The organism is Caballeronia udeis (assembly GCF_001544555.2).
GTDB lineage: Bacteria > Pseudomonadota > Gammaproteobacteria > Burkholderiales > Burkholderiaceae > Caballeronia > Caballeronia udeis.
This window is the reverse complement of the sequence record NZ_FCOK02000069.1, coordinates 1-21,731: the sequence shown is the minus strand read 5'-3', so window position 1 is coordinate 21,731 and position 21,731 is coordinate 1. Positions and strand designations below refer to the sequence as shown.

At 57.7% G+C, this 21,731-nt stretch carries 36 protein-coding genes; 2 read left to right on the top strand and 34 right to left on the bottom strand.

Annotation, left to right across the window (positions count from 1 at the left end):
• Nucleotides 1-100: 100 nt before the first annotated feature.
• Nucleotides 101-778, bottom strand: a complete 678-nt coding sequence (locus AWB69_RS34400) for a c-type cytochrome (protein ID WP_062091264.1) — start codon at nucleotides 776-778, stop codon at nucleotides 101-103.
• A 311-nt stretch (nucleotides 779-1,089) separates the two neighbouring features.
• On the opposite strand from AWB69_RS34400, the gene yihA reads away from it, so the two are divergent.
• Complete coding sequence (yihA, locus tag AWB69_RS34395) at nucleotides 1,090-1,755, top strand: ribosome biogenesis GTP-binding protein YihA/YsxC (protein ID WP_062091263.1); 666 nt, start codon at nucleotides 1,090-1,092, stop codon at nucleotides 1,753-1,755.
• 313 nt (nucleotides 1,756-2,068) lie between these two features.
• A complete protein-coding gene (hemB, locus tag AWB69_RS34390) occupies nucleotides 2,069-3,070 on the top strand; it encodes a porphobilinogen synthase (RefSeq protein WP_062091262.1) in 1,002 nt (333 codons plus the stop codon).
• Between the two features lie 285 nt (nucleotides 3,071-3,355).
• On the opposite strand, the gene AWB69_RS34385 is transcribed toward hemB, so the two are convergent.
• The 33 genes from AWB69_RS34385 to AWB69_RS46285 all read right to left on the bottom strand — a co-directional run.
• The gene (locus AWB69_RS34385) at nucleotides 3,356-4,210 is read right to left on the bottom strand and encodes an AraC family transcriptional regulator (RefSeq protein ID WP_062091261.1); all 855 of its coding nucleotides are present in this window, start codon (nucleotides 4,208-4,210) and stop codon (nucleotides 3,356-3,358) included.
• 270 nt (nucleotides 4,211-4,480) lie between these two features.
• Complete coding sequence (dsbD, locus tag AWB69_RS34380) at nucleotides 4,481-6,337, bottom strand: protein-disulfide reductase DsbD (RefSeq protein ID WP_156529060.1); 1,857 nt, start codon at nucleotides 6,335-6,337, stop codon at nucleotides 4,481-4,483.
• Nucleotides 6,330-6,662, bottom strand: a complete 333-nt coding sequence (gene cutA, locus AWB69_RS34375; RefSeq protein ID WP_062091259.1) for a divalent-cation tolerance protein CutA — start codon at nucleotides 6,660-6,662, stop codon at nucleotides 6,330-6,332. Before cutA ends, dsbD begins: the two co-directional genes overlap by 8 nt.
• A 183-nt stretch (nucleotides 6,663-6,845) precedes the next feature.
• A complete protein-coding gene (gene rplQ / locus AWB69_RS34370) occupies nucleotides 6,846-7,241 on the bottom strand; it encodes a 50S ribosomal protein L17 (RefSeq protein ID WP_062091258.1) in 396 nt (131 codons plus the stop codon).
• Nucleotides 7,242-7,383: 142 nt separating this feature from the next.
• Nucleotides 7,384-8,361 carry a DNA-directed RNA polymerase subunit alpha gene (locus AWB69_RS34365; RefSeq protein ID WP_047845349.1) on the bottom strand — a complete coding sequence of 326 codons (978 nt, stop codon included), beginning with the start codon at nucleotides 8,359-8,361 and terminating at the stop codon, nucleotides 7,384-7,386.
• A 125-nt stretch (nucleotides 8,362-8,486) separates the two neighbouring features.
• Complete coding sequence (gene rpsD, locus AWB69_RS34360; protein ID WP_062091257.1) at nucleotides 8,487-9,110, bottom strand: 30S ribosomal protein S4; 624 nt, start codon at nucleotides 9,108-9,110, stop codon at nucleotides 8,487-8,489.
• A gap of 158 nt (nucleotides 9,111-9,268) precedes the next feature.
• Nucleotides 9,269-9,673: a 30S ribosomal protein S11 gene (rpsK, locus tag AWB69_RS34355; RefSeq protein ID WP_006052224.1), complete on the bottom strand. Its 405-nt coding sequence runs from the start codon at nucleotides 9,671-9,673 to the stop codon at nucleotides 9,269-9,271.
• A gap of 28 nt (nucleotides 9,674-9,701) precedes the next feature.
• The gene (gene rpsM, locus AWB69_RS34350) at nucleotides 9,702-10,067 is read right to left on the bottom strand and encodes a 30S ribosomal protein S13 (RefSeq protein WP_031361562.1); all 366 of its coding nucleotides are present in this window, start codon (nucleotides 10,065-10,067) and stop codon (nucleotides 9,702-9,704) included.
• A 41-nt stretch (nucleotides 10,068-10,108) separates the two neighbouring features.
• Nucleotides 10,109-10,225 (bottom strand): 50S ribosomal protein L36, encoded by a 117-nt coding sequence (gene rpmJ, locus AWB69_RS34345; protein WP_004199844.1) that lies wholly within the window; start codon nucleotides 10,223-10,225, stop codon nucleotides 10,109-10,111.
• Between the two features lie 20 nt (nucleotides 10,226-10,245).
• On the bottom strand, nucleotides 10,246-10,464 hold the full coding sequence (gene infA, locus AWB69_RS34340; protein ID WP_047845346.1) for a translation initiation factor IF-1: 219 nt from the start codon (nucleotides 10,462-10,464) through the stop codon (nucleotides 10,246-10,248).
• 8 nt (nucleotides 10,465-10,472) lie between these two features.
• Nucleotides 10,473-11,819, bottom strand: coding sequence for a preprotein translocase subunit SecY (gene secY, locus AWB69_RS34335; protein ID WP_062091256.1), 1,347 nt, complete (start codon nucleotides 11,817-11,819; stop codon nucleotides 10,473-10,475).
• 44 nt (nucleotides 11,820-11,863) lie between these two features.
• On the bottom strand, nucleotides 11,864-12,298 hold the full coding sequence (gene rplO / locus AWB69_RS34330) for a 50S ribosomal protein L15 (RefSeq protein ID WP_062091255.1): 435 nt from the start codon (nucleotides 12,296-12,298) through the stop codon (nucleotides 11,864-11,866).
• 29 nt (nucleotides 12,299-12,327) lie between these two features.
• Nucleotides 12,328-12,510: a 50S ribosomal protein L30 gene (gene rpmD, locus AWB69_RS34325; protein ID WP_047845343.1), complete on the bottom strand. Its 183-nt coding sequence runs from the start codon at nucleotides 12,508-12,510 to the stop codon at nucleotides 12,328-12,330.
• Between the two features lie 14 nt (nucleotides 12,511-12,524).
• The gene (gene rpsE / locus AWB69_RS34320) at nucleotides 12,525-13,043 is read right to left on the bottom strand and encodes a 30S ribosomal protein S5 (protein ID WP_031361566.1); all 519 of its coding nucleotides are present in this window, start codon (nucleotides 13,041-13,043) and stop codon (nucleotides 12,525-12,527) included.
• 14 nt (nucleotides 13,044-13,057) lie between these two features.
• The gene (rplR, locus tag AWB69_RS34315; protein ID WP_047845342.1) at nucleotides 13,058-13,423 is read right to left on the bottom strand and encodes a 50S ribosomal protein L18; all 366 of its coding nucleotides are present in this window, start codon (nucleotides 13,421-13,423) and stop codon (nucleotides 13,058-13,060) included.
• 12 nt (nucleotides 13,424-13,435) lie between these two features.
• Complete coding sequence (gene rplF, locus AWB69_RS34310; RefSeq protein ID WP_056355422.1) at nucleotides 13,436-13,969, bottom strand: 50S ribosomal protein L6; 534 nt, start codon at nucleotides 13,967-13,969, stop codon at nucleotides 13,436-13,438.
• Between the two features lie 19 nt (nucleotides 13,970-13,988).
• Nucleotides 13,989-14,384, bottom strand: a complete 396-nt coding sequence (gene rpsH, locus AWB69_RS34305; RefSeq protein ID WP_031361569.1) for a 30S ribosomal protein S8 — start codon at nucleotides 14,382-14,384, stop codon at nucleotides 13,989-13,991.
• A gap of 14 nt (nucleotides 14,385-14,398) precedes the next feature.
• The gene (gene rpsN / locus AWB69_RS34300; RefSeq protein WP_031361570.1) at nucleotides 14,399-14,704 is read right to left on the bottom strand and encodes a 30S ribosomal protein S14; all 306 of its coding nucleotides are present in this window, start codon (nucleotides 14,702-14,704) and stop codon (nucleotides 14,399-14,401) included.
• 7 nt (nucleotides 14,705-14,711) lie between these two features.
• Entirely contained in the window at nucleotides 14,712-15,251 is a 540-nt protein-coding gene (gene rplE / locus AWB69_RS34295; protein WP_035933066.1) for a 50S ribosomal protein L5, read from the bottom strand.
• Nucleotides 15,252-15,264: 13 nt separating this feature from the next.
• Nucleotides 15,265-15,573, bottom strand: coding sequence for a 50S ribosomal protein L24 (gene rplX, locus AWB69_RS34290; RefSeq protein ID WP_047845340.1), 309 nt, complete (start codon nucleotides 15,571-15,573; stop codon nucleotides 15,265-15,267).
• Nucleotides 15,574-15,582: 9 nt separating this feature from the next.
• Complete coding sequence (gene rplN / locus AWB69_RS34285; RefSeq protein ID WP_006052212.1) at nucleotides 15,583-15,951, bottom strand: 50S ribosomal protein L14; 369 nt, start codon at nucleotides 15,949-15,951, stop codon at nucleotides 15,583-15,585.
• Between the two features lie 288 nt (nucleotides 15,952-16,239).
• Complete coding sequence (gene rpsQ / locus AWB69_RS34280; RefSeq protein ID WP_031361574.1) at nucleotides 16,240-16,512, bottom strand: 30S ribosomal protein S17; 273 nt, start codon at nucleotides 16,510-16,512, stop codon at nucleotides 16,240-16,242.
• A complete protein-coding gene (gene rpmC, locus AWB69_RS34275; protein WP_047845339.1) occupies nucleotides 16,509-16,703 on the bottom strand; it encodes a 50S ribosomal protein L29 in 195 nt (64 codons plus the stop codon). The genes rpsQ and rpmC overlap by 4 nt, the downstream gene beginning before the upstream one ends.
• Before the next feature lie 9 nt (nucleotides 16,704-16,712).
• Nucleotides 16,713-17,129: a 50S ribosomal protein L16 gene (gene rplP / locus AWB69_RS34270; protein WP_031361576.1), complete on the bottom strand. Its 417-nt coding sequence runs from the start codon at nucleotides 17,127-17,129 to the stop codon at nucleotides 16,713-16,715.
• A 2-nt stretch (nucleotides 17,130-17,131) separates the two neighbouring features.
• Nucleotides 17,132-17,944 (bottom strand): 30S ribosomal protein S3, encoded by an 813-nt coding sequence (rpsC, locus tag AWB69_RS34265; protein ID WP_062091254.1) that lies wholly within the window; start codon nucleotides 17,942-17,944, stop codon nucleotides 17,132-17,134.
• An 11-nt stretch (nucleotides 17,945-17,955) separates the two neighbouring features.
• Nucleotides 17,956-18,285: a 50S ribosomal protein L22 gene (gene rplV, locus AWB69_RS34260; protein WP_031361578.1), complete on the bottom strand. Its 330-nt coding sequence runs from the start codon at nucleotides 18,283-18,285 to the stop codon at nucleotides 17,956-17,958.
• A gap of 12 nt (nucleotides 18,286-18,297) precedes the next feature.
• Nucleotides 18,298-18,573: a 30S ribosomal protein S19 gene (gene rpsS / locus AWB69_RS34255; protein WP_031361579.1), complete on the bottom strand. Its 276-nt coding sequence runs from the start codon at nucleotides 18,571-18,573 to the stop codon at nucleotides 18,298-18,300.
• Between the two features lie 10 nt (nucleotides 18,574-18,583).
• Entirely contained in the window at nucleotides 18,584-19,411 is an 828-nt protein-coding gene (rplB, locus tag AWB69_RS34250; RefSeq protein WP_062091253.1) for a 50S ribosomal protein L2, read from the bottom strand.
• Between the two features lie 2 nt (nucleotides 19,412-19,413).
• On the bottom strand, nucleotides 19,414-19,728 hold the full coding sequence (rplW, locus tag AWB69_RS34245; RefSeq protein WP_031361581.1) for a 50S ribosomal protein L23: 315 nt from the start codon (nucleotides 19,726-19,728) through the stop codon (nucleotides 19,414-19,416).
• Nucleotides 19,725-20,345 carry a 50S ribosomal protein L4 gene (rplD, locus tag AWB69_RS34240; protein WP_031361582.1) on the bottom strand — a complete coding sequence of 207 codons (621 nt, stop codon included), beginning with the start codon at nucleotides 20,343-20,345 and terminating at the stop codon, nucleotides 19,725-19,727. The genes rplW and rplD overlap by 4 nt, the downstream gene beginning before the upstream one ends.
• A complete protein-coding gene (gene rplC / locus AWB69_RS34235) occupies nucleotides 20,345-21,004 on the bottom strand; it encodes a 50S ribosomal protein L3 (RefSeq protein ID WP_062091252.1) in 660 nt (219 codons plus the stop codon). Before rplC ends, rplD begins: the two co-directional genes overlap by 1 nt.
• Nucleotides 21,005-21,204: 200 nt before the next feature.
• Complete coding sequence (rpsJ, locus tag AWB69_RS34230; protein ID WP_031361584.1) at nucleotides 21,205-21,516, bottom strand: 30S ribosomal protein S10; 312 nt, start codon at nucleotides 21,514-21,516, stop codon at nucleotides 21,205-21,207.
• Nucleotides 21,517-21,654: 138 nt separating this feature from the next.
• A partial coding sequence (locus tag AWB69_RS46285) for an EF-Tu C-terminal domain-related protein (RefSeq protein ID WP_291430591.1) occupies nucleotides 21,655-21,731 on the bottom strand: 77 nt, incomplete at its 5' end.

Below are 21,731 nucleotides of genomic sequence, written 5' to 3'. Positions count from 1 at the left end.
CTTGCGCATGTGACGTCCGGGCGACGCTGCGCGCATCTTAATGCACACCCGCACTTGGTGCAGGCGGGTCGTACGAGCCATCACAGACCGTTAGAGACCGTCAATGAAGGCCTGCAATGTAGTCTGCAACCGCCTTCACTTCCGCCTCATTCAGGCGCAGCGCAATGGTGTGCATTGGCTCACTGTTGTTGCGCGTACCTTGCGCAAACGCGGTGAGTTGCGCTGCCGTGTAGTCCGCCCATTGTCCCGACAGCCGCGGATACTGCACCGGCACGCCCATGCCCGTTGCACCATGACATGCGGCACACGCGGGCACGCCCCTGTCCGCAATGCCACCACGGTAGATCTTCTGCCCGACCGGTACGGTGGCCTTGTCGCGCGCGTAGCCAGGCTTGGCCTTCTGCGTCTCAAAATAGGCAGCCACGTTGACCATGTCCTGATCGTTCAACGCACCCGCAATACCCGCCATGATGGGGTTCTTGCGCGCCGGCTCTTTCGCGCCCGGCTGCGTCTTGTAATCCTTCAACTGCTTGACGATGTACTCGGCGTGCTGGCCTGCGAGCTTCGGAAACGCGCCGCCGGCACTGTTGCCGTCTGCCCCGTGACACGATGCGCAAACCTGGGTGGCAATTGCCTGTCCCCGTGTCACGTCAGGCTTGACGGGGGCTCCGGGAGCACCCGCGTCTGCTGCTTGCGCTGTGACTGTCCAGCCTACCAACCCCGCTCCTAATGCTGCTGCCACTTCCAGGACCATCAGAGTCTTGTACAGTCGGTTCATTCGCGTACCCTGTTTTTCGTCTTGTGAGAATGTGAGGTTCTGCAAAAAACGACGGTTACCGATGCACTGCAAGACACCCGACAGAGGACTCGGCACGGATTCAAAAGTCACCCGGCGCGCGCCCTGAAATCTGTCTTCAAACCTGTCTCACTCCTTATCCCGCTTGGGTCTTGCGTGCCCTGGCTGGTCTTCGTACAACCGTCGTATTGTACAATAACTCGCTAAACGCAAAGACGCCAGTCGGGGCAAGCCCAGTATTCAGTGGCTCCTTACAGCTCAAGTTTCCACAGAATTTCACTTTCGGTCTTCCCATGTCGTCATTCCTGCTCCATCAAGCCCGTTTCTTTACAACGGTCAACCACCTGAAGGACTTGCCTCCGACACCTCAGCCGGAGATCGCTTTCGCGGGTCGCTCGAATGCGGGCAAGTCGACGGCCATCAACCTGCTGTGCAACCAGAAGCGGCTGGCGTTCGCCAGCAAGACGCCGGGGCGCACGCAGCACATCAACTACTTCGCCATAGGCCCGGCAGACCAGCCGAAGGCGCATGTGGTCGACTTGCCGGGGTATGGGTACGCAGAGGTTTCGGGTAACGCCAAGCTGCATTGGCAGCAGTTGCTGTCCACCTATCTGCAAAGCCGCGCACAGCTCGTCGGCATGATCCTGATGATGGATTCGCGCCGTCCGCTGACCGAACTCGACAAGATCATGCTCGACTGGTTTGCGCCAACGGGAAAGCCAATTCACGCCTTACTGACCAAATGCGACAAATTGACGCGGCAGGAAAGCATCAACACGTTGCGCGCGACCAAGAAAGCATTCGATGAGTACACGGCGGCCGGATATCGCGGCGAATTGACGCTGCAGCTCTTCTCGGCGCTCAAGCGCGTCGGGCTCGATGAAGCCCACGAGAAAATCGAAAGCTGGCTGATTCCGAAGGCTACCGAGGAAATCGCGCCGGAAGACGAAGCGCAGTGAACCAGGTCGGGGACCGCCTGGCGGCAGACTTTGAGGCGATTGTTGAGATGATTCGTATCGCCCGGCATAAAAAAACCCGCCGCATGACGGCGGGTCAAACAGCCTGATCGAATCCTTTACGATCATCACAGGCACCCGCTCAGGGAGGAGAAGCGGGGAGTTCGGCGCCAAGCGCCTACCTCGATCGGTATGATATACCATTGTCTCGAAAAGGTTCTGGAGGCTGTCGTGCCCCATATCTGCGGCGGTCGCGGCGGTTGAGCCAGCATCCATTCCCCGCAATCGCGTTATCCATCATCCCTCAAGCCAAGTCATGAGCTTCTATCCCCATCATCGTCCGCGCCGCATGCGTCGTGACGACTTTTCGCGCCGCCTGATGCGCGAAAACCTGCTGACCACCAACGATCTGATCTATCCCGTGTTTATTGTCGAGGGATCGAATGTGCGTCAGGCCGTCCCGTCCATGCCGGGCGTCGAGCGCACATCGGTCGATCTGCTGATGAAGATGGCCGAGCAATGCGTCGAACTGGGTGTGCCCGTCATTTCGCTGTTCCCGGCCATTGAACCCTCGCTGAAAACGCCCGATGGCCGTGAAGCGACGAACCCCGAAGGCCTGATTCCTCGTGCCGTTCGCGAGTTGAAGAAGCACTTTCCAGAACTGGGCGTACTCACCGACGTCGCACTCGACCCTTACACCAGCCACGGTCAGGACGGTGTTCTCGACGAACATGGCTACGTCATCAATGACGAAACCTGCGAAATTCTCGTCGAACAGGCTCGCACACAGGCCGAAGCGGGCGTGGATATCGTTGCGCCGTCGGACATGATGGACGGCCGGATCGGCGCAATTCGCGAAATGCTCGAGAGCGACGGACATATCCACACGCGGATCATGGCGTATGCCGCGAAATATGCGTCGGCGTTCTACGGCCCGTTCCGCGATGCGGTCGGCTCCGCTGCGAACCTCGGCAAGAGCAACAAGATGACGTACCAGATGGACCCGTCAAATTCCGATGAAGCCCTGCGCGAAGTGCGGATGGATATCGAGGAAGGCGCGGACATGGTGATGGTCAAGCCGGGCATGCCGTATCTGGATATTGTGTATCGCGTGAAGGAAGAGTTTCGCTTTCCGACCTACGTGTACCAGGTCAGCGGCGAGTACGCGATGATCAAGGCCGCCACGCAGAATGGCTGGCTCGATCACGACAAGGCGGTGATGGAGTCGCTGCTGGCATTCAAGCGCGCGGGCGCGGATGGCGTGCTCACGTACTTCGCGCTGGATGCCGCTCGGCTTTTGCGGGCGTCATCGAAATAAAGGGGTCGATGGGTTGCAGGGGTTTGAGGCCGCGATGCGGTTGCTTGATGCTTGATGTGGCGTTGCCACCTCATTACCCGGAGTTGCCAGAGGGCTGGTGCTGAGGGGCGAAAGCCCCTTCAGCACCCCGGCGACGGATGCTATCCAGATGCCTGGGACACGGTTGCAGCGGGCCCCCCCAATGCCGGATGCACGTCCACCTGAGAGCGGACTTTCTCCCGTCAACCACCGTCCGAGTGGCGCACCCGACCGGTTGTCAATTCAAGCAACCATCGCCGCGAACACTCACACCAGCGGCAAACAGATCTCCGTCAACAAGTCGGCAGGTGCCGTCTCCTTGGGATTATTCAGATATTCCTCGAATACCGGCGCATCGGCGGCCTCACGGCCCGACTGCACGAGCCACGTGCCATACAGCCACTGATAAGCGGCGTGCATATCGCTGTAAGGCCCTTTATGGCGGAGCACTGCATACTGGCCGCCACGTAACGGCGTCACGCTGACCGGTGCTGCAACGTCGATATCCCCAGGCAACACCACCCCTGCCTTCGATCTCAACTCCGCTTCAGGCACGATCCCCGGATCGTCATAGTAGATGCCGACCGTCCGAAACTCGGCCTGCAACAAATTCCTGGCGACCAGCCAACCGAACAGCGAATCGAACGCCTTGCCAATCTGCATATACGACCCGACGTGGTCGAGAGACACAACGTTCATCGCAGGTACGTCACGAATAACCACCTCATGCATCACCATTTGATCGTCTCCTGATAACGCCGGCCGAAACCGGCTGTGAGTGCCCTCTTTGCGGTACTGCGCCGGCGGCATGCCGAACGCAGCCCTGAACGTGCGCGAAAACGACTGCAAGCTGCTATACCCGGAACGCTCGGCAATCTCCGGGATCGGCATCGATCCATTCGCCAGATAGCCGCCTGCGCGATGCAACCGCAACCGGCGCACGGTCGCGGCGATGGTCTCGCCGTACATCGCCTGGTAGATCCGATGCCAGTGATACGGCGACAAACACGCAATCTCAGCCAACCTGTCGATATCCAACGGCTCGTCGAGGTGATCGTAGATATGGTCGAGCACACGGCTCAGTCGCGCTTCGTAGCGAGCTTGATAGGTGAGATCGTTCATGGGCGTCTCGATGAGAGCGAGCGTTGAGTACAGACAAAAGTATCACGACGCGATTTACCAAATCCTGCGGACTTGATCGCGGGAGATTGAGACTTCAGTGGAAATCTGCGGAGAAGACGGCCAGAAAGGCTGCTTGAGTGTTGATGGTGCTCGGTTATGGTCGGTTAATGCGGCGACGGCCCGAGGGCTCAAGGACCCGAATCGCGGATCCCGGAGAAACGCGGCGTGCGTCCGGGGTCCGAACGCACATCAGGTTCCGCACGTGGACAATCACGTCGTAGGTGCGGGTGCGGAAAGCTTGTCCAGGCTCTTCAAGAACGTATCCGCCGACTCGTACCCCACGACCCGCACCACTTCGTTGCCCTGCGCGTCGAAGAAGATGATGCCCGGCGGCCCGAACAGCTTGAAGCGCTTGAGCAACGCCTGATCGTCGGGATTATTCGCCGTAACATCAGCGCGCAGCAGGTTAAGTTGCGCCAGGCGCGCACGTACCCGCGGATCGCTGAACGTGAGATGCTCCATCTCCTTGCACGACACGCACCAGTCGGCATAGAAATCCAGCATGGCGGGGCGGCCCGCAGCCTTGAGTGCGAGATCCAGTTCCGCCGATGACCTGACCGGCGCGAACGTCTCCCCCAGAGCGGATTGCTGCACGCCGGCTTCAGCGCCGGAACTCGTCCGCGCAGCAAATACGGCCAGCGGCCGAAGCGGATCAGTGGATCCCGCAGCGAGTCCGACGAGCAACGTAGCGCCCCAGATAGCGAGCGCGGCGCCGAATCCACGACCCAGCTTGCGCCATATCGACGCCGCCGCAGCAGCCGATGTAAACAGCCCCAGCGCCGCGGCCGCTACAAGCAGCCACAAAGCTGCCAATGCCATCTGCACGACAGCACTCAGCACCGGCCACACTACCCATAGTGCGGCCGCGAGCAACACGACGCCGAAGAACACCTTCACGCCGTCCATCCAGTTCCCCGCGCGCGGCAACAGCGTCCCCGCACCGAGCCCGATGATCAGGAGCGGCACGCCGAGCCCGACGCCCATGGAAAACAATGCCGCACCTCCGAGCAGCGCATTGCCTGTATGCGCGATGAATGCGAGCACGGCAAAGAGCGGCGCGGTCATGCACGCACCGACCACGAGCGCTGACAACGCACCCATGACGACAACCGCCGCGACCTTCCCGCCCGAGCGCTTCTGCGACGCCTGGTTGACGCTGTTTTGCCAGCGCGCGGGCAATGCAATATCGACACCGGCAATCAGCGTGAGCGCGAATATGGCCAGCAGCACGCCGAACACGCCGAGCACCCAGGGGTTCTGGAGCCACGCGCCAAGACTCTGCCCGATCATCGCCGCGAGCACGCCTAGCACCGTGTAGACAAGCGCCATGCCGAACACATACGCCGCCGATAACCCGAACCCTCGCGATCGCGTCACTCGCGCGCCTTCACCAATAATGATCGCCGAGAGAATAGGAATCATCGGGTAAGAGCAAGGCAGCAAGCTCAGCACGACACCCGCCACGAAGTACAAACCGATGATCGCAAAAAAGCCGCCGCTTTCGAGCAAGGATTGCGCGTAATCGGCGTTGGTCGCGCGGTCATACCAAGGCACGTCGCTGGTGCTGGCCAATGGTGTCTGACCATTGGCACTGGCCGCCTGCAGGGCTGCGCCGTTTACGCGGTAAACGCGCTCCATCGGCGGGTAACAGATGCCTTGGTCCGCACAGCCCTGCGACGTGACAGCAATATCGAAGGGGCCGGAAGCCTGCTTCACCGGAATCCGGATCACGAGTTCGCCGCGATACGTTTCCACATCCTTGTTAAACGTCTGATCGAAGTGAACCTTGCCGGCGGGCAATTGTGGTTCGCCCAGCGTCGCCGTGCCATTCTTCACCGCAAACGCAAAACGCTCGCGGTACATGTAATAGCCATCTGCGACCTTATATCGCACGTCGATCTCGCCCGGCTTCTCGCTAGCGCTGAATTTGAACGCGACCGCGGGGTCAAGAAAATCGTCGGCGGCATGGCTTGGCGAGATCGGGCAGAGCAGCAGCACGAGGCACGACACCAGCATGAGAACTGCGTCGAGCGGCCGGCGCGCGGAGAAGGCAAAGGACTTAAACATTAAGAGGACGTTGAGTTTCCGCGGTAATCCATTGCCCATAAGCAGCCGATGCATCCGCCTGCCACGAGACAATTTCAGGTGTTTCATAAGGATGATTTGCTTCGATAAAGCGCGTCAGTTCGTCGCCGCGTGCGAGGCTCGTCTTGAACAGGAGCTGAAGCTCCTCGGCAACCTCCACCTTACCTTTCCAGCGATACCGCGACTTGACCGTTCCCAGCTCCGTTACACAGGCGGCAAGCCGTGCGTCTATGGCTTGCTGCGCGAGCGTTGACGCCGCCTCGCTGTCGGGCAACGTTGTAAGAACGAGGACAACGGGCGTGTTCAAGAAAAGCTCCGATGCGGTGGATATGCATGCAATCCTAGCACTGGACGTCAACAACCCGCATTCAGCCAATCGGCCTATCCCCCCGGATGCAAGCCGCCGACTATCGGCAGCTCAAACCCGGCGCGCAATAGAAAAAGGCCAAGCAAAGCTTGGCCTTTCTTCGAACAACAGCGTGCTGCTAGCTTATTCAGCTTCTTGCACGTCGTCGCCTTCAGCGAGTTCCGGACGATCCATCAGCATGACCAGTGCCATCGGTGCATTGTCGCCTTGGCGGAAGCCGAACTTCAGGATGCTCAGATATCCACCCGGACGCTTTTCATAGCGCGGGCCCAACACTTCGAACAGCTTCGCGACGGAGTCACGATCGCGCAGGCGGTTGAACGCCAGACGACGATTTGCCAGCGACGGCTTCTTGCCAAGCGTGATCAGCGGTTCAACGACTTTACGGAGTTCTTTAGCCTTCGGCAGCGTCGTCTTGATGACTTCGTGCTCGATCAGCGAGTTCGACATATTACGGAGCATAGCCAGACGGTGGCTGCTCGTGCGGTTCAGTTTCCGCAAACCATGTTTATGGCGCATTTTGAATTTCCTAATTAACCAAGTTTAGATCCAGCTCTTCTATTGCGTCTCTTTTGAGCGCACGGGCCGGTCGTAGAAAAAGCAAGATGCGGATTTTAAAGGAAAATCCGCATCTTTGCCAGTCAAGCGTACTGCTTGAAACTTACTTGTCGAGACCAGCCGGCGGCCAGTTTTCGAGCTTCATACCCAACGTCAGACCACGCGAAGCCAGGACTTCCTTGATCTCGTTCAACGACTTGCGACCGAGATTAGGCGTCTTGAGCAATTCGTTTTCCGTGCGCTGAATCAAATCGCCGATGTAATAGATGTTCTCGGCCTTCAGGCAGTTCGCGGAACGAACCGTCAGTTCGAGATCGTCCACCGGACGCAACAGGATCGGATCGATCTGCGGCGCGCGAGACGGTGCTTCTGCCGCTGCTTCCGTGCCTTCCAGTGCGGCGAACACCGACAACTGGTCGACCAGGATACGAGCCGATTGACGAATTGCTTCCTCGGGCGAAATCACGCCGTTGGTTTCAATGTTCATCACGAGCTTGTCGAGGTCGGTACGCTGCTCAACACGAGCGCTTTCAACGGCGTAGCTCACGCGGAGAACCGGCGAGAACGACGCATCCAGCACGATACGGCCAATGATCTTCGCCGAATCTTCGCCATAACGGCGCACGTTGCCCGGCACATAGCCGCGGCCCTTTTCAATCTTGATCTGAACGTCGAGCTTGCCGCCCTTCGACAGATGCGCAATCACGTGACCCGGATTGATGACTTCGCAATCGTGAGCGAGTTCGATATCGCCGGCCGTGACAACGCCTTCGCCTTCCTTGCGCAGCGTGACCGTGACTTCGTCGCGGTTATGCAGCTTGAAAACGACGCCCTTCAAATTCAACAGCAGGTTGACCACATCTTCTTGCACGCCGTCGAGCGTAGAATATTCATGCACGACGCCAGCAATCGTCACTTCGGTCGGCGCATAACCAATCATCGACGACAACAGCACACGCCGAAGCGCGTTACCCAAGGTATGACCATAACCGCGTTCGAACGGCTCCATGACCACTTTCGCGTGACTGTCGCCAAGCGATTCGACTGCAATAATCTTGGGCTTCAACAAACTGGTTTGCATAGGTTTTCCTTTTCAATACCCTCGGCTCGTTACGCCGATAAGGCTGACCGGTGACAACCCGAAAATAGACAGCCGAGGTAGCCCCTTGCCTTCGGCAATCAGGGCTCCCCGGCCGTTAATCCGATTTACCGCGAATACAATTCGACGATCAGGCTTTCGTTGATGTCGCCAGCGATATCGCTGCGTTCCGGCATCGACTTGAACGTGCCTTCGAACTTCTTGGCGTCGACAGAAACCCAGCTCGGCATTCCGCCTTGTTCAGCCAGGTTAAGCGCTTCCAGAATCCGCACTTGCTTCTTCGACTGTTCGCGAACAGCAACCACATCACCGGCCTTGACTTGCATCGACGGGATGTTGTTCACAACGCCGTTCACCGTGATCGACTTGTGACCGACCAGCTGACGTGCTTCAGCGCGCGTCGAGCCGAAGCCCATGCGATACACGACGTTGTCGAGACGCGACTCGAGCAATTGCAACAGGTTTTCGCCCGTCGGGCCCTTGCGGCGATCAGCTTCAGCGAAGTAACGACGGAACTGACGTTCGAGCACGCCGTAAATACGCTTCACTTTTTGCTTTTCACGCAACTGCGTACCGTAGTCGGACGTACGAGCGCCAGACGTGCGGCCATGCTGACCCGGCTTGCTATCGAGCTTGCACTTGTCAGCGAGCGAGCGGCGTGCGCTCTTCAGGAAAAGATCAGTACCTTCACGGCGGGACAGCTTTGCTTTAGGACCGGTATAACGTGCCACTTTGCATCCTTAATAATTGATCACGCGAAATACATTCGCGCTAGTTCGAACTCAATGGATCGAACGGTGGGCTTAGTCAGTATTCTTAACGCTGATTCCATAACGCAAGCAACCTGTCGACGCGCGAGCGTCAACAGGTCAAGGCGCTACGCGACGTCTTAGATACGACGACGCTTCGGCGGACGGCAACCGTTGTGCGGGACCGGTGTCACGTCGGAGATTGCGGTGATCTTGATGCCAAGACCATGCAGCGCACGCACCGCCGATTCACGGCCAGGACCGGGGCCCTTGATCCGCACTTCGAGGTTCTTCACGCCGTATTCCATCGCCACGCGACCAGCCGATTCGGCTGCGACCTGAGCAGCAAAGGGAGTCGATTTACGCGAACCCTTGAAGCCCTGGCCACCCGACGTTGCCCAGGCGAGTGCATTGCCTTGGCGATCGGTGATCGTGATGATGGTGTTGTTGAACGACGCGTGAACGTGAACTACGCCCTCGGCGACGTTCTTCTTTACCTTCTTGCGAACGCGTTGCGCCGCGGAGTTGTTCGAAGCCTTAGCCATTACGTTTTCCTGTAACTATCAATTCCGCTTACTTCTTCAGCGATTGCGCTGCACGACGCGGACCCTTACGGGTACGGGCATTCGTACGTGTACGCTGACCACGCATGGGCAAGCCCTTGCGATGGCGCACGCCACGGTAGCAGCCCAAGTCCATCAGGCGCTTGATGTTCATCGTCACTTCACGACGCAGGTCGCCTTCGACGATGAACTTACCCACTTCTTCTCGCAGCTTTTCGAGGTCTGCGTCAGTGAGGTCTTTGACCTTCTTCGAAAATTCCACACCAGACGCCACGCAAATGTCGCGAGCGCGCGTGCGACCTACACCGAAAATTGCCGTGAGGCCGATTTCAGTATGCTGGTGATTCGGGATGTTAACCCCTGCGATACGAGCCATTGTTTTTCCTCAAACAAAAAGCGCAAGCAAAAGCGCGGCGTTCAGCCTTGACGCTGTTTGTGGCGCGGATCAGAGCTGCAAATCACGCGCACAACGCCCTTGCGCTTGATGATCTTGCAATTGCGGCAAATGCGCTTAACCGATGCCATCACTTTCATGATATTACCCTTTTTTCAAATCACTTCGCCCGGAACACGATCCGTGCACGAGACAGATCGTAAGGCGTCAATTCAACCGTTACCTTGTCGCCTGGAAGAATGCGGATGTAATGCATCCGCATCTTCCCGGATATGTGCCCAAGAACCACATGGCCATTTTCCAACCTAACCCGGAAAGTAGCATTGGGAAGGTTTTCCACCACCTCGCCCTGCATCTGGATTACATCGTCTTTGGCCATAGTCCTTACTAGCGCATAGGGACGTTACTGCCTTTGAAGTTGGCCTTCTTGAGCAGCGATTCATACTGTTGCGACATAACGTAGGACTGCACCTGCGCCATGAAATCCATCGTGACCACGACAATGATCAGCAGCGACGTTCCACCGAAATAAAACGGTACGTTCCAACGCAGCACCAGAAATTCCGGCAGCAAGCAAACGAACACAATGTAGATCGCACCGGCCAGCGTCAAACGCGTGAGGATCCGATCGATATACCGAGCCGTCTGGTCACCAGGACGAATCCCGGGAACGAAGGCACCGCTTTTCTTCAAGTTGTCGGCCGTCTCCCTGCTGTTGAACACCAACGCGGTGTAGAAGAAGCAGAAGAAAACGATCGCCATTGCGTACAACAACACATACACCGGTTGGCCAGGCTTAAGAGCCTCAGCAACACCGTGCAGCGTGTTCGCAAACCAGCCGGTCCGCGTACCCGAACTAAACCAGTTCAGGATAGTTGCCGGGAACAGGATGATCGACGACGCGAAGATCGGCGGAATCACGCCCGACATATTCAACTTCAGCGGCAAATGCGACGACTGACCGCCATAAATCTTGTTTCCGACCTGACGCTTGGCGTAGTTGACGAGGATCTTGCGCTGACCGCGTTCGATGAACACCACCACGAACGTGACCGCCGCAATCAGCACGACGACAATGATCGCCGAGATGATACTCATGGAGCCGGTGCGAACCAGTTCGAAGAGACCACCGATTGCGTTCGGGAAACCCGCCGCAATACCACCGAAAATGATGATCGAGATACCGTTGCCCAGTCCGCGCTCCGTGATCTGCTCACCCAGCCACATCAGGAACATCGTGCCGGTCACCAGCGTCACGACTGTCGTCAACCGGAACACCATGCCTGGGTCAATAACGAGCCCGGCTTGATTTTCCAGCGCCACCGCAATACCAAATGCTTGAAACGTAGCCAGAACAACCGTGAAGTAACGCGTGTACTGCGTAATCTTCCGCTGCCCTGCCTGCCCTTCTTTCTTCAGCGCTTCCATTTGCGGCGAAACGATCGACAGCAGCTGCATGATGATCGACGCCGAGATGTACGGCATGATCCCAAGCGCGAAGATCGTGAACCTGGACAGTGCGCCACCCGAGAACATGTTGAACATGCCTAGAATGCCGCCTGACTGGCTCTGGAAAAGCTTCGCCAGCTGATCCGGGTCGATACCCGGCACCGGAATATGCGCACCGATACGGTAGACGATCAGCGCCAGCAGCAAGAACATTGCACGCCGACGCAGATCGCCGAACTTCGCAGCGCTTCGACCGGATTTTGCGAGACTCGGGCTATTAGCCAAGAACCTTCTCCGATGCTTTCGCTAACAACGACAACACGCGCTCGTTACTCAGCGACCGAGCCGCCGGCGGCTTCAATCGCAGCACGGGCACCCTTCGTAGCAACGAGGCCCTTGACCGTGATCTTGCGCGTCAGTTCGCCCGTCTTGATGATCCGTGCGCTCGTAAAGAGCACGCCGAGCAGACCGGCTTGCTTCAAAGCCAACAAGTCGATTTCGTCGACCGGCAGCTTCTCGAGGTCCGACAAACGCACTTCGCCAACGAACTCATGCGTCAGCGAGCTGAAACCACGCTTCGGCAGACGACGTTGCAGAGGCATCTGACCGCCTTCAAAGCCGACTTTATGAAAGCCGCCCGAACGCGATTTCTGACCCTTGTGACCACGACCTGCAGTCTTGCCCAGGCCGGAACCGATACCGCGGCCAACGCGACGCTTTGCATGCTTCGCGCCGTCTGCCGGCTTAAGGTTATTCAAATCCATATTCAACTCCTTGATCCCTGGTCAGCCGCTTAGCTGAGGACTTTGACAAGGTACGAGACCTTGTTGATCATCCCGCGCACTGCCGGCGTGTCCTGCAGTTCGCTAACCGAGTTGAGTCGGCGCAGGCCCAGACCACGCACCGTTGCACGATGCGTTTCACGGGTCCCAATCAGGCTCTTCACGAGCTGAACCTTGACAGTTTTATCAGACATGGTGACCACCTGGCTTAGCCCAAAATATCTTCGACGGACTTGCCGCGCTTCGCCGCGATGTCACCCGGCGTGGACTGCTTGCGCAGACCGTCGAGCGTTGCACGAACGAGGTTGTACGGATTCGTCGAACCGTGGCTCTTCGCCACAACGTTTTGAACGCCCATCACGTCGAACACTGCGCGCATCGGGCCGCCGGCGATAACACCCGTACCATCCTTGGCCGGAGCCAGGAGGACTGCGGATGCGCCGTGCTTACCGTGCACTTCGTGTTGCAGCGTACCGTTCTTCAACGGCACCTTGAACATGTTGCGGCGTGCTTGTTCCATTGCCTTTTGAACAGCAACCGGAACTTCCTTCGCTTTGCCCTTGCCCATGCCGATGCGTCCGTCACCATCGCCAACCACGGTCAGTGCGGCAAAACCGAGAATCCGGCCGCCCTTCACCACCTTGGTCACGCGGTTGACCGCGATCATCTTTTCACGGAGGCCGTCGTCGCGTTCTTCAGCCTTCACATTCGCTTGCATCTTTGCCATGACGAATTCTTCCCTTAGAACTTGAGTCCGGCTTCGCGTGCCGCATCAGCCAGCGCTTTCACGCGGCCGTGGTAACGGAAACCCGAACGGTCGAAGGCGACGGATTCGACGCCGGCAGCCTTGGCCTTTTCAGCAATACGCTTACCGACAGCGATCGCAGCGTTGACGTTGCCGCCCTTACCGGTCTTGTCGGCCAGTTCGGCACGCACTTCAGCTTCGAGCGTCGACGCGCTTGCCAGCACCTTGGTGCCGCACGGCGAGAACACTTGCGCATAGATATGCGTGTTCGTGCGATGCACAGCCAGACGTGCGACCTGCAGCTCAGCGATCTTGACGCGCGTCTGTTTGGCGCGGCGCAGGCGAGATTGAGTCTTATCCATGATTGCGCACCCTTACTTCTTCTTCGTTTCTTTGAGGATGACGACTTCGCCGAAGTAGCGCACGCCCTTGCCCTTGTAGGGCTCCGGCGGACGGTAACCGCGAACTTCCGCAGCGACCTGGCCAACTTTCTGCTTGTCGATCCCCTTGATCACGATTTCGGTTTGCGTCGGGGTTTCAACTTTGACGCCTTCCGGCATCGCGTGCACCACGGGGTGCGAGAAACCCAGCGACAGATTCAGCTTGTCGCCCTGCGCCTGCGCGCGATAACCAACGCCAACCAGCGTCAGCTTGCGCTCGAAACCCTTCGTAACGCCATTCACCATGTTCGCCACGAGGGCGCGCATCGTGCCCGACATCGCATTCGCTTCACGGCTTTCATCAGCCGGGGCGAAGTTGAGCGTGCCGTTGTCGTTTGCTACCGTAACAAGCGGGTTGGCCGCTTGCGTAATCGTACCCAGCGGGCCCTTGACGGTGATTACTTCGCCGCTAAAGGCCACTTCCGCGCCTTGCGGCAGCGTAATCGGGCTTTTACCTACTCGAGACATGTTTCTTCTCCTTTTCGGCTTAAGCGACGTAGCAGAGGACTTCGCCGCCGACGCCGGTCTGGCGCGCCTTGCGGTCGGTCATCACACCCTGGGGCGTCGACACGATTGCAACGCCAAGACCGTTCATTACAACCGGAATGTCGTTACGACCGCGATACACACGCAGACCAGGCTTCGAGACGCGTTCAATGCGCTCGATAACCGGACGGCCAGCGTAGTACTTCAACGCAATGTTCAATTCCGACTTCGCACCTTCAGACTTCACTGCGAAATCGTCGATATAACCTTCGTCCTTCAAAACCTGCGCAATCGCAACCTTGACTTTCGACGAGGGCATTGTCACCGATACTTTCTCAACCATCTGCGCATTGCGGATGCGAGTCAGCATATCGGCGATAGGATCACTCATACTCATTTAGATATCTCCTATTACCAGCTCGCCTTGGTCAGGCCAGGGATTTCGCCGCGGAAAGCGATTTCGCGAATCTTGCTGCGTGCCAATCCGAATTTGCGGAACGTGCCACGCGGACGACCCGTGATCGCGCAGCGGTTACGCTTGCGAGTGGGGTTCGAGTTGCGGGGCAGTTGTTGCAGTTCGAGACGAGCGGCATAACGCTCTTCGTCCGACTTGCTCGCGTCATCAATGACCGCCTTCAGCGCCGTACGCTTGGGAGCGTACTTTGCAGCCAGGCGCGCACGCTTCTTTTCACGTTCGATCAGTGCCAATTTAGCCACGGTAACCTCAGTTTCTGAACGGGAACTTGAAGCTGGCGAGCAGTGCCTTCGCTTCATCGTCAGTCTTCGCGGTCGTCGTGATGCTGATGTTCAGCCCACGAAGCGCGTCGATCTTGTCGTAATCGATCTCGGGGAAAATGATCTGCTCTTTCACACCGATGTTGTAGTTGCCGCGACCGTCGAACGCACGACCCGATACACCGCGGAAGTCACGAACCCGGGGGAGCGCAACCGTCACGAAACGATCGAGAAATTCGTACATGGCCTGGCCGCGCAGCGTAACCATCGCGCCGATCGGGTAGCCCTGACGAATCTTGAAGCCAGCGATAGCCTTGCGTGCCTTTGTGATAACCGGCTTCTGGCCAGCAATCTTCGTCAGGTCGCCAACGGCGTTTTCGATGATCTTCTTGTCGGCGACGGCTTCTCCAAGACCCATGTTCAGGGTGATCTTGGTGATGCGCGGCACTTCCATGATGGACTTGTAGCCGAACTTCTCAACGAGGCCGGGTACAACCTTCTCTTTATAAAATTCTTGCAGACGTGCCATTTTTTACTCCGCGTCAGACGCTAAGCGTGGCACCGGTCGACTTCAAGAAGCGAACCTTCTTGTCGCCTTCGACCTTGATGCCTACACGTGACGCCTTGCCATTCGCGTCGACCAATGCGACGTTCGAAATATGCAGCGGCATCGTCTTGGCTTCCACGCCACCCGTCGTACCCTTCATCGGGTTCGGCTTGACGTGCTTCTTGACGAGATTGATACCCTCGACCGTTACACGCTCTTCGCCAACGGACAGCACGACGCCGCGCTTGCCTTTGTCTTTGCCAGTGGTGACGATAACTTCGTCACCTTTGCGAATCTTGTTCATCGCGACTCCTTACAGCACTTCCGGCGCGAGTGAAACGATCTTCATAAATCGTTCACTACGCAATTCACGCGTAACCGGTCCGAAAATACGCGTACCGATAGGCTCGAGCTTGGCATTCAAAAGTACGGCGGCATTACCGTCGAACTTGATCAGCGAGCCGTCCTGGCGGCGCACGCCCTTGGCCGTACGAACGACCACGGCGTTGTAGATTTCGCCCTTCTTCACGCGTCCGCGCGGCGTTGCTTCCTTGACGGTCACCTTGATGATGTCGCCAATGCTAGCGTAACGACGCTTCGAGCCGCCGAGCACCTTGATGCACATCACTTCACGTGCACCCGTGTTGTCGGCAACTTCAAGCCGAGTTTCGGTCTGAATCATGGTTTATCTTTCCCAACTTAATCCAGTTACGCCACCATGGCGCACCCGGTCAGTCTTGGTCCCGTCAGCCTGGTGGCTGCTTGGGTTAGAACAGGCAGCGAGGGCAGACGAAACCCGCCATCGCAATCCGGTGAATCTGTCAGTACGAACTGGCGCCCGTACCGGCTTCCCCCACCTACTTCGCCCGCGATGGGGCTCCCACAAAGAGGGAAGACCGAAATTATAACGCATAATCTCGGTCTTGCAAGCGAAACTTACTGCGACACTTCTTTTACCGCATTTTGACGCTTAGATGACGCGCGCCGACTCCAGCAATTTCGACACAACCCAGGCTTTCGTCTTAGAAATCGGACGGGTTTCCTGGATCTCGACGAGATCGCCTTCGTTGTACGTGTTCGCGTCGTCATGAGCGTGGTACTTCTTCGACCGTACGACGTACTTGCCGTAGATCGGGTGCTTTACGCGGTGCTCGACCAGCACGGTGACCGTCTTTTCCATCTTGTTGCTGACGACCTTGCCGACCAGCGTCCGCTTGAGCGAGGTTTTTACGCTATCGTTCATTTCTGGTTCGCCTTCTCAGTCAGGACGGTCCGCACACGAGCGATGTCGCGACGAACCTTCTTCAATTGACTGTTGTTGGTCAATTGCTGGGTCGCGAGTTGCATGCGCAGGCCGAATTGCGCCTTCAGCAGGTCCGTCAGCTCTTGATTGAGAGCGGCCTGGTCTTTCTGGTGAAGTTCGGAAGCCTTCATCATTGCTCCTTAGGCGCCGAGCTGGCGTGAAACGAAGTACGTCTTCAGCGGCAGCTTAGCTGCAGCCAGACGGAACGCTTCACGTGCCAACTCTTCAGTAACACCGTCCATTTCATACAGCATCTTGCCCGGTTGAATCTCTGCGACGTAGTACTCAGGGTTACCTTTACCGTTACCCATCCGTACTTCAGCCGGCTTTTGCGAGATCGGCTTGTCCGGGAAAATGCGGATCCAGATACGGCCGCCACGTTTAATGTGACGCGTCATTGCGCGACGCGCCGCTTCGATTTGGCGCGCGGTCAAACGGCCGCGACCGATAGCCTTCAGGCCATATTCACCGAACGACACCGCGTTGCCGCGCGTCGCCTTGCCGGTGTTACGACCCTTTTGCTCTTTGCGATACTTTCTGCGTTTCGGTTGCAGCATCGTTATTCTCCAGTCTTCCCGTCGCCGCCGGCACCGCCAGCACGACGGGGAGCGCCACGGCGCGCACCTGCGTTTGCCGGGCCACCACCTTCACCGTCACGACGCGGACGGCGATCGCCACCCGGACGTGCGTTGCGGCGCGGACGCTTGTCTTCGGCTACTTCTTCGACCACCGGTGCATCATTGCGGCCCAGCGTGTCGCCCTTGTAGACCCACACCTTGACGCCGATGATGCCGTAGGTCGTCTTCGCTTCCGAGGTTGCGTAGTCAATATCGGCACGCAGCGTGTGAAGCGGAACGCGACCTTCGCGATACCACTCCGTACGAGCGATTTCGATACCGTTCAACCGGCCGGCGCTCATGATCTTGATGCCCTGGGCACCCAGACGCATGGCGTTTTGCATCGCACGCTTCATCGCGCGGCGGAACATGATCCGGCGCTCGAGCTGTTGCGTGATCGAGTCGGCGATCAGTTGCGCATCGGTTTCCGGCTTGCGGATTTCTTCGATGTTGACGTGGACCGGAACGCCCATACGGCGTTGCAGTTCCGTCTTCAACAGTTCGATATCCTCACCCTTCTTGCCGATCACTACACCCGGACGCGAGCTGTAAATCGTGATGCGTGCATTCTTCGCCGGACGCTCGATGACAACCCGACCTACCGAAGCGTTTTTCAGCTTCTTCTTCAGGTATTCACGAACGCCGATGTCTTCCTGCAGCATCGATGCGAAATTGGTGTTGTTCGCGTACCAACGCGATGCCCAATTTCGGCTGACAGCCAGACGGAAGCCTGTCGGATGAATTTTTTGTCCCATCGTATGGCTCCTTAATTCCCGACTGTCACAGTGATGTGACAGGATTGCTTCTCGATGCGGTTGCCACGGCCTTTTGCGCGCGCGGTGAATCGCTTCAGGGAAGCGGCCTTGTCGACCATGATGCTCGTTACTTTGAGCTCATCGATGTCGGCGCCTTCGTTGTGTTCCGCATTCGCGATCGCCGACAGCACGACCTTCTTGACAATACCCGCCGCCTTCTTCGGCGAGAACGTAAGAACGTTCAGCGCCTTGTCGACCGGCAAACCACGGATCTGGTCAGCCACAAGACGCGTTTTCTGCGCCGAGATGCGGGCACCGCGATGAATAGCTTTTACTTCCATCTTGATAGCCCCTTATTTCTTGGCCTTCTTGTCGGCTGCATGACCCTTGAACGTACGGGTCAATGCGAACTCGCCAAGTTTGTGGCCGACCATGTTTTCCGAAACATACACCGGGACGTGTTGACGGCCGTTATGCACGGCGATCGTCAGACCGATGAAATCCGGCAGGATCGTCGAACGACGCGACCAGGTCTTGATCGGTTTCTTGTCACGCGCAGCTGCGGCAGCCTCAACCTTCTTCAGCAAATGAGCGTCGCAGAACGGACCTTTTTTAACAGAACGTGCCATTGCTTACTCCTTAGCGCTTGTGACGGCGCTGAACGATCATCGTCGTCGTGCGCTTATTGCTGCGGGTGCGATAACCCTTAGCCGGGGTTCCCCACGGGCTGACCGGATCGCGACCTGCTGCCGTCTTACCTTCACCACCACCGTGCGGGTGATCGACCGGGTTCATTGCAACGCCACGCACCGTCGGGCGGATACCGCGCCAGCGGTTAGCACCAGCCTTACCGATTTGACGGAGGCTATGCTCTTCGTTGCCAACTTCACCGATCGTCGCGCGGCACTCAACGTGCACGCGGCGAATTTCACCCGAACGCAGGCGAACCTGAGCGTACGTACCTTCACGAGCCAGCAGCATGGCGGACGTACCAGCCGAACGCGCCATTTGCGCGCCCTTGCCCGGCAGCATCTCGATGCAGTGAATCGTCGTACCGACCGGAATATTGCGAATCGGCAGGGTGTTACCCGAGCGGATCGGCGCTTCCGAACCAGACATCAACGACTGACCCACCGTCGCACCCTTCGGAGCGATGATGTACTTGCGCTCGCCGTCTGCGTACAGAACCAGCGCAATGTTCGCGCTACGGTTCGGATCGTACTCAAGACGTTCGATCTTTGCCGGAATGCCGTCCTTGTCGCGACGGAAATCGACCATACGGTAGTGTTGCTTGTGACCGCCACCTTTGTGACGCGTCGTGATGCGACCGGAGTTATTCCGGCCGGCGGTCACGGACTGTGCGTCGAGCAGCGCTGCGTGCGGCTTGCCCTTGTACAGATCCTTGTTGACCACCTTGACCATCGCGCGGCGACCCGGCGAAGTCGGCTTAACTTTTACGATTGCCATGATTACTTGGCCTCCGCTTCAAAGTTGATTTCCTGGCCGGGCTTCAGGCAGACATACGCCTTCTTCACGTCCTTGCGCTTGCCCATGAAGCGGCCAAAGCGCTTGGCTTTACCCTTCGTGACCAGCACGTTGACGGAATTGACTTCTACCTTGAACAGCAGCTCGACAGCAGCCTTGACTTCCTGCTTCGTGGCATCGGGCGCGACCTCGAACACAACTTGCTCGTTCTTGTCGGCCACCAGCGTCGCCTTTTCGGAGATCACCGGCGCGAGCAGGACCTGCATCAAACGATGATCGTTCTTGCGAATCTCGCTCATGACAGCAACTCCTCGATCTGGGCGACCGCAGCCTTCGTAATCACGATCTTCTTGAAGTAGATCAACGAGAGCGGGTCGGCGTAACGCGGCTCGACAACGGCCACGTGGGCCAGATTGCGCGACGCGAGGTACAGGTTTTCGTCGACCGTGTCAGTGATGACCAGGACGGACTCGAGACCCATTGCCTTGAATTTTTCGGCCAACAGCTTGGTCTTCGGCGCTTCGAGGGTCATCTCGTCGACGACCACGATGCGACCTTCACGGGCCAGCTGCGAATAGATCGAGCAGAGACCTGCGCGATGCATCTTCTTGTTGACCTTGTGCGAAAAGTTTTCTTCCGGCGAATTCGGGAAGATACGGCCACCGCCGCGCCACAACGGGCTCGACGACATACCGGCACGAGCGCGGCCCGTGCCCTTTTGACGCCACGGCTTCTTGGTCGTGTGCTTGACTTGCTCACGATCCTTCTGCGCGCGGTTACCGCTACGTGCGTTGGCCTGATAGGCCGTGACGACCTGATGGATCAGGGCTTCGTTGTAATCGCGACCGAACACGACGTCCGATGCGTTAACACCCGTGCCTTCCTGACCATTGGCGCTCAGGAGCTTAAGTTCCATTATTTCGCTCCTTTCACAGCGCGAGCCTTGACAGCCGGCGTCACGAAGACCTTACCGCCCTTGGCACCAGGAACAGCGCCACGGACCAGCAACAGATGACGGTCGGTATCGATACGAGCGATCACGAGGTTTTGCACCGTAACCGTTTCGTCGCCCATGTGACCCGTCATGCGCTTACCCGGGAAAACACGACCCGGATCCTGCGCCATACCGATCGAACCAGGGACGTTGTGCGAACGCGAGTTACCGTGCGATGCGCGACCCGAAGCGAAGTTGTGACGCTTGATGGTACCGGCGTAGCCCTTACCGATCGACACGCCTTGCACGTCGACTTTCTGGCCCACTTCGAAGATGTCCGTACCGATCACGGTACCGTTCGACAACTCGGCAGCCTTAGCGGAATCGATCTGGAATTCTTTGAGAACTTCACCAGCTTGTACGCCGGCTTTGGCAAGGTGACCTGCCAGCGGCTTCGTCACGCGCGATGCGCGGCGAGTGCCGAATGCAACTTGAACGGCGATGTAACCATCCGTTTCTACAGACTTGATCTGCGTCACGCGGTTGTCCGACACGTCCAATACGGTGACGGGAATCGAATCCCCTTCAGGCGTAAAGATACGGGTCATGCCAACCTTGCGACCTACGAGTCCAAGGCTCATCGTTTTCTCCATTCCCAACTGCGATTGGTCGGGGCTGATTTACAAAATGCCGGCTAATTCTTGAGAACTCATTCTTAAGAAAGAAACCGACTTTTTTGCGCAAATGCGCGAAAAGCCTTGGAGTATAACAAGGCTTTTCGTTTTCCGCAAGCAATCAAAGACTTAGCGCCGCTCCTCGCGAGAGCAGCGCTTGGTAAAACTTATTGCAACTTGATTTCCACGTCCACACCAGCCGGCAGGTCGAGCTTCATCAACGCGTCAACGGTCTTGTCCGTCGGATCGACGATGTCCATCAGGCGTTGGTGGGTACGGATTTCGAGCTGATCGCGCGACGTCTTGTTGACGTGCGGCGAACGCAGGATGTCAAAACGTTGGATGCGGGTCGGCAGCGGCACCGGACCACGTACAATTGCGCCAGTCCGCTTAGCCGTATCGACGATTTCAGCTGCCGATTGATCGATCAGACGATAGTCGAAAGCCTTCAGGCGAATGCGGATTTTCTGGTTTGCCATGACAATTCCTTGAAAGAGCGAGACGGTGTTGCACCGTCGATTTGGTAAAAGAGCATGGAGCCGGGCACCAGCAAGGTGCGTGCGCCCGGCTCCGGGCACGACTACAAATTACAGCTTTTTTGAAGCAAGCTCAGGATTTTACTCGAGAACCTTGGCGACGACACCAGCGCCGACGGTACGACCGCCTTCACGGATAGCGAAGCGCAGACCTTCTT